Annotated in this window: 8 protein-coding genes; 4 read left to right on the top strand and 4 right to left on the bottom strand. The window is 64.6% G+C overall.

All coding sequences use genetic code 11. The features are described from left to right. The 4 genes from BHQ40_RS23795 to BHQ40_RS26815 form a co-directional block, all read right to left on the bottom strand. A partial coding sequence (locus tag BHQ40_RS23795; protein ID WP_139139462.1) for a putative bifunctional lysylphosphatidylglycerol flippase/synthetase occupies positions 1-738 on the bottom strand: 738 nt, incomplete at its 3' end. Next, positions 723-1,169: a DUF2147 domain-containing protein gene (locus BHQ40_RS23790; protein WP_070158196.1), complete on the bottom strand. Its 447-nt coding sequence runs from the start codon at positions 1,167-1,169 to the stop codon at positions 723-725. The genes BHQ40_RS23790 and BHQ40_RS23795, both read right to left, overlap by 16 nt. A gap of 77 nt (positions 1,170-1,246) precedes the next feature. Next, positions 1,247-1,957: an AcvB/VirJ family lysyl-phosphatidylglycerol hydrolase gene (locus BHQ40_RS23785; protein ID WP_070158195.1), complete on the bottom strand. Its 711-nt coding sequence runs from the start codon at positions 1,955-1,957 to the stop codon at positions 1,247-1,249. 96 nt (positions 1,958-2,053) lie between these two features. Beyond that, on the bottom strand, positions 2,054-2,302 hold the full coding sequence (locus tag BHQ40_RS26815) for a hypothetical protein (protein ID WP_253183462.1): 249 nt from the start codon (positions 2,300-2,302) through the stop codon (positions 2,054-2,056). Between BHQ40_RS26815 and BHQ40_RS27015 the strand changes: the two genes are divergently transcribed. The 4 genes from BHQ40_RS27015 to BHQ40_RS23765 all read left to right on the top strand — a co-directional run. Further along, positions 2,223-2,570, top strand: coding sequence for a PDZ domain-containing protein (locus BHQ40_RS27015; RefSeq protein WP_354321774.1), 348 nt, complete (start codon positions 2,223-2,225; stop codon positions 2,568-2,570). The genes BHQ40_RS26815 and BHQ40_RS27015 overlap by 80 nt on opposite strands. Continuing rightward, positions 2,539-3,219, top strand: coding sequence for a winged helix-turn-helix domain-containing protein (locus BHQ40_RS23775; protein ID WP_070158193.1), 681 nt, complete (start codon positions 2,539-2,541; stop codon positions 3,217-3,219). The genes BHQ40_RS27015 and BHQ40_RS23775 overlap by 32 nt, the downstream gene beginning before the upstream one ends. Positions 3,220-3,221: 2 nt before the next feature. Continuing rightward, positions 3,222-4,598 carry a sensor histidine kinase gene (locus BHQ40_RS23770; protein WP_070158192.1) on the top strand — a complete coding sequence of 459 codons (1,377 nt, stop codon included), beginning with the start codon at positions 3,222-3,224 and terminating at the stop codon, positions 4,596-4,598. Positions 4,599-5,428: 830 nt separating this feature from the next. Then, positions 5,429-5,685, top strand: a 257-nt coding sequence (locus BHQ40_RS23765; RefSeq protein ID WP_139139461.1) for a hypothetical protein, incomplete at its 3' end; no start/stop codon positions are given.

Raw genomic sequence — 5,685 nt, 5'->3', positions numbered from 1 at the left:
TGTGTAGCCGATGAAGAAGAGCGGAAAAGCGTGGATTGTCGCGCCGGGAACCAGCACGAACAAGGCGGCGCTGGCGGCGGCGAGATCGACCCCCGCGATGGCGATCTGCGCAGCGATCTGGGCGCGGCCGGGGAGCGGAAGCGACCAGCGATATAGACGAAGGACGCGGCCTTCATTGCCTGCAAAGGCGACGGTGAATGCGACGGTGGTCAGCAGAATGATTCCTGCGCCGCGTAGCCAGGAAGATGGCAGCCCGATGCCGGTGAGCAATGGCGCGCCGGGATAAACCGTCAGCATCAACCCGGCGAGGGAAAAGACGCCTGCCCAGAAGGTGATGCTGGCGACGGCGACCACACGCGCGGTGTCCGCCGCGGACAATCCCGCCGCGCTATAGACCCGGTAGCGGGCCGATCCGCCGGTCAGCAGCGACAGGCCAAGATTATGGCTGAGCGTGTAGCTGGTGAAGGAGGCGAGGGCGGCTGTGCGATAGGGCAGCGGACGGCCAATGATGCGCAGCGCCAGCACGTCATATAAAGTCAGAGTGACGTAGCTGATGACCGTCAGGCCAAGCGCCATCAACAGCCCGGCGGAGGGGAGGGCATGGATGGCGGCGCGGATGTCGCGCAGGCGGACCTCCTGCAACAGATGATCAAGCGCGGCGAAGCCGAGGCATGCCAGCAGCAGGACGCCGCCGATGGTCAGAAGCATGCGGTAACGGGCGGTCATGAGCGCCTCCATATCTGGCTCCTGCACAGCAGGTCGGCGAGGATGCAGCCGGAAATCTTCAGATGCTGCGGGTCGATCTGTTCTATCGTGGACTGGAAGGAGCGGCCCATGTCGGGCACATAAACCCGGCCAGCCCAGCGTTTGGGACCGGATGGGCGGTAATCCTGAAGCAATTCGGTGCCGACAAGATGGGGAACATCCGCCGCCGCAGCGTCGGCCAGCGCGGCCCGGCTCGCCCAACTGACCCAGCCGCACAGCTTGCCGTCGCAATCCCCGGCCTGGACTACGACCGATCCGCGCGGGTTAAGCCAGAGTCCGGCCACAGGCGGCGGCGATTGCATCAATGGCGGCGGCGACGGGGCAGGGCGCGAGGCGGCTTGCGCAGCGGAGGTCATGACGCACAGCATGGCCAGGGCGGTCCCGATCTTTCCCTCTTGTCTCATCACGCGTCTCTTATGGCTCCTGCCGCCTGATATGCGGTCTGTGCTGGCGGGGAGGTGGGTGGCGGATTACAAATCCGTTAGGCGGGAGAGAGGCGGGCGCGGACCATCTCGCGCCGGACCTCCCGATATACAGCGTCGGCGTCATAGTGCAGCGGGTGGCCGCCCGGCAGGGCAACGGCATGGGCGTTGTCCTGCCACAGCAGAGGGCAGAGGCTGGCGCTTTCCTGTTCGCCGAAAATGCAGAGCAGCGGCGCCCAGGTCAGCGCCCGGCCAGTGGGCAGCGCATCATCCTCATGCATCAGGAATGTGAACATCTCACCGGGGGATGCGCGATATTCCACGGTCGCGCCCGGCACGACCAGCGCCACCATTGCAACCCGCGCCCGCGACGCAGGTGGAAGGCCCGCCAGCCCGACATGCAGCATGTCCGCGCCGAAAGACTGGCCAATCAGGATGATCCGCCGGGCATGGGTGAAGGCCTCCGCCCGCCCCATCGCGTCCTGCACCAGCGCGGCCGCCTCCGCCACCGTGCGCCAGGTCCGGAAATAGGTGAGGGAATTGACGCCGATCACGGGAATGCCGTCGTCAGAGAGGCGGCGGGCGATCTGGCGGCCCATGCCGACCTTGAAGCCCATATCCCCGGACATCACCACGGCGGCGACATCCGTGCGGGGATGTTGCGGCATGATCGTGACGAAGGGGTCGCGGGCGAAATATCCCAGCCAGGTAAAATATCCCAGCAGGGCGGCGACGCACAGGGCGACCGTAAAGCGGTACCGGTTTTTCATATCTGCCTGCCCGCATCTCTGCCTGTCTGCCGAAAGATGAGGCGTTTCCTATTGCGCGACCCCGGATTTTGCCGTGTCGGTTGGATTACAATTTCGTCATCCGGCCGAAAGCGGCCGGTGAGATGGACTGACGTAGAGCGGCCCAATGGCAGAGCCGCCGATCCACGTCAGTTCCGACATGCGCATGCCTGGCGCGAGGGGCAGGCTGCGTCCGCGCACGGCCATATTATGGGCGGGGTTGCTGATCCTGTCGGCAAGCCCGCTGATGCTGTTGACGCAAATGCCGTCCGATACGCCCGACGCCGATGAGCCGCCAGACGCATCGGGCATGACGGTCGCGGACATGAGCAATGCGCATGAGGTGGTTGTGACCAGCGTCAGGACCGGGGGACCGGCCGAGCGGGGCGGATTGCGCGCCGGGGACCGTCTGAGCGGTATCGGCGGACGCCATCCCGCAGACGGATTGATGGCCCGCCATTGGCTGAACGAGCCGGCAGCATGCCGGATACGGATCAATTTCCTTCGCGGCGGCGCGATGAATGTGGCAACATTGGACAGGTGCAGGGATGACGGGACGAGACATGGGCCGCAAGATACTGGTCGTCGAGGATGACCGGACGACCGCCGACTTCATTCTGAAAGGGCTGGCCGAGCATGGCCATGTCGGGGATCATGCGGCGGACGGCAGGGACGGCCTGTTCCATGCGACCAGCGGCGAATATGACGCCATAGTCCTGGACCGGATGTTGCCGATGATGGACGGCCTTAGCGTATTGCAGGCGATGCGCGCGGCAGGGATTGAGACCCCGGTCATCCTGCTGTCCGCGCTGGGTTCGGTCGACGACCGGGTGACGGGGCTTACGGCGGGGTCGGACGATTATCTGGTCAAACCCTTCGCCTTTGCCGAACTGTTGGCGCGGCTGGAGCTGCTGATGCGGCGGCGGGGCAGCGGGACGCCCGTGGAAACCGCGCTGACATGCGAAAATCTGCGCATGGACCTGCTGAAGCGGGAAGTGCGGCGTGGCGATCGCGTCATCGACCTGCAGCCGCGCGAGTTCCGCCTTGTCGAATATCTGTTGCGCCATGCCGGGCAAGTGGTGACGCGCACCATGCTATTGGAGGGCGTGTGGGATTATCATTTCGATCCCGGCACCAATGTCATCGACGTCCATATCAGCCGGTTGCGGCGCAAGATCGACATGGAGGGTGATCCGCCCCTGATCCACACGGTGCGTGGCGCCGGCTACCGGATCGGCGCATAGGCATGATGGCTGCGGCCAGTCGATGGGCGCGGTCTTCGCACGCCCGGTTCATCGGCCTGATCCTGTTGCTGGAATTACTGTTCGGGGGGCTGTTGCTGTTGTCCGTCACCCGGCTGGTCGAAAACCGCATCAATCAGTCGGACAGCATCGTCGCGGCCAGCCTGCGCGACGATCTGCTAGCGGTGGCGGATGATCAGGGCGTGCCGGGATTGAGCCGGGTGATCGCCAAGCGGATTGCGGGACGCAGCGACGAATTGATCCTGCTGGCCGATGCGGAAGGCCGCGCCATCGCCGGCAATCTGGAGCGCTGGCCACCGACGATCGCTGCGCCCTCCCGCTGGACAAAGATCGATCTTTACCGGGTGGGCGGGGACCGGCCGGGGCGGTTTGGTGTGGTTGCCGAGCGCCTTTCCGGTGGCGAGAGGCTGCTGGCCGGGCACTTGATCGAAGGCAGCGCCCAGTTCACCCGGACGGTGGAGGATGCGCTGCTGACCGCGCTGCTGATGGCCTTGCCGCTCGCGGCTGCGGGCGCATGGTTCGTGGTCTATATGATCGACCGGCGTATCGCCGGCGTCACCGCGACCGCACAGGGGGTGCGCGCCGGCGATTTCGGACGCAGGGTGGTTCTGGACGGATCGGGCGACAGTTTCGACCAACTTGGCGGAACGATCAACGCGATGCTCGACCGGATTGAGGCGCTGATGTCGGAGATGCGCCTGCTCACCGACAGCATGGCGCATGACCTGCGTTCGCCCCTGACGCGATTGCGGACACGAGTGGACCGGGCGGCGCTGTCCGATGACCGCGAGGCGTTGCAGGGCGCGATCGAGGGGATCGGCAAGGAGGCGGATCAGTTGTTGGCCATGCTGGGCACCACATTGGAGATCAGCCGTGCGGAGGCTGGAATTGGGCGGGAGCGGTTTGTCGACGCCGATCTGCCGGTGATGCTGGCCGATCTGGTCGAACTATATGAGCCGGTCGCCGAGGATACGGGCAGGGAGATCAGCCTGCAGGTCGAGGCCGGAATGCACCTGCCGGTGCATCGCGAACTGCTGGGGCAGGCGGTGTCCAATCTGATCGACAATGCCCTGAAATATGGATCGGGCGGCATCAAGGTGCGCCTGTCGGAGCATCAGGGGGATGCGGTTATCGCCGTTTCCGATCAGGGGCCGGGCATTGCGCCGGACCGGCAGCAGGAGGCGTTGCGCCGCTTCGGCCGGCTGGACCCGGCGCGCTCGACCAGTGGGGCGGGGTTGGGGCTGTCTCTGGTATCGGCCGTCGCGCAGCTGCATGGCGGCAGGGTCGCACTGATCAACGGAGAGGGGGAGGCCGCAGGATTTTCTGTCGAGATGCGGCTGCCGAAAGGGGAGCGGAGCTAGACCATTCCGGTGCGGCTTTCCGAAGCCTGCCCTTTTTGAGTCTCATTGAAGGAGGAACCTCTCCGAGTTCAGTCGGATGCTGGCTTCAGCGTTAGACTGGGCCAGACTAAGGGCTACAGCAGCGGTTGTCACACATAGAGTAATCGCAGGGTTGGTGACACCAGCGCGATTACGATGCGTTGGAGGGGAGAACTTGTAACGGATTTGCGCCTGAGGTGCCAGCGACAAGCCCTGGCGGGTGGCAAGGGCCGGGCAGGCGTCCATCGGCTATTCATGCCCCTCGACGATACCCGACGGATCGCGACGCTCGGCTTCATGTTTATGCGGCCAGGAGCCTAACATATGATAGTCAAGTGGCATGTCCGCGCGTGGGCAAGTCATGTCGTCGCAGCGGCATGATGTAAGGCGCGACCGGTCAGGACGCGGCAAAGGTGGCGGAGCAGGTCGGGGGCGAGCTAGCCTCCACTCAGATTGCCTATCGGGAACGGCAGCCCGCGTATTTGGTAGTCTCTGCGTCGCACGCGCGTCCCAATCCTCGTGCACGACAGATCCCGGAGTGCCGGATAGACATTTCCGGCGCGCTCGACACCATCGGGTTCGAGAAGCCGAAATGCTAGGCGACCTCGGCGCTGGATTTGCGCACGGTCTAGAGATTGTACTACACGCGAGGCTAGCAGACGCCACTTTGCTTCCGAAGGAATTCGATGCATGGGGTAATCGAGGTGTTTAATCAATCCGAAGGGCGAGCAAGGTGCTATCGGCCGCTCGACCTGTCTCGTGTCGCGGGCCATTTTCATTGACTTAACGTCCTTATAATTCGAGGGGCAGGAATGTCTTCCGACCAGCCGCGTACTTTTACGCTCACACCCGATCTCGCCCACCTGCTCGACATCCGTATCGCCACTGGCGGCTACGGCAGTGCCGACGCGCTGTTTGCCGCGTTTCTGGGCCAAGAGGCCGGTGTTCCGATGACGCGCGCTGCGCTCGAGGGCTGGCCCTTCGGTGGCGGCGAATGCGGCGCGCTGATCCGTTCGCGCGACTGGGCGGCGACGGCCTTAGGGCCGATCGACGGATGGTCCTTGGAGCT

Origin of the sequence: Sphingobium phenoxybenzoativorans (assembly GCF_001757355.1) — a bacterium.
GTDB lineage: Bacteria > Pseudomonadota > Alphaproteobacteria > Sphingomonadales > Sphingomonadaceae > Sphingobium > Sphingobium phenoxybenzoativorans.
This window is presented reverse-complemented; position numbering and strand designations above follow the sequence as displayed.

Coding starts and splice junctions, on each gene's coding strand:
- BHQ40_RS23790 (WP_070158196.1), bottom strand. CDS start 1,169: ATGAGACAAGAGGGAAAGATCGGGACCGCCCTGGCCATGCTGTGCGTC.
- BHQ40_RS23785 (WP_070158195.1), bottom strand. CDS start 1,957: ATGAAAAACCGGTACCGCTTTACGGTCGCCCTGTGCGTCGCCGCCCTG.
- BHQ40_RS27015 (WP_354321774.1), top strand. CDS start 2,223: ATGCTGTTGACGCAAATGCCGTCCGATACGCCCGACGCCGATGAGCCG.
- BHQ40_RS26815 (WP_253183462.1), bottom strand. CDS start 2,302: ATGTCCGCGACCGTCATGCCCGATGCGTCTGGCGGCTCATCGGCGTCG.
- BHQ40_RS23775 (WP_070158193.1), top strand. CDS start 2,539: ATGGGCCGCAAGATACTGGTCGTCGAGGATGACCGGACGACCGCCGAC.
- BHQ40_RS23770 (WP_070158192.1), top strand. CDS start 3,222: ATGATGGCTGCGGCCAGTCGATGGGCGCGGTCTTCGCACGCCCGGTTC.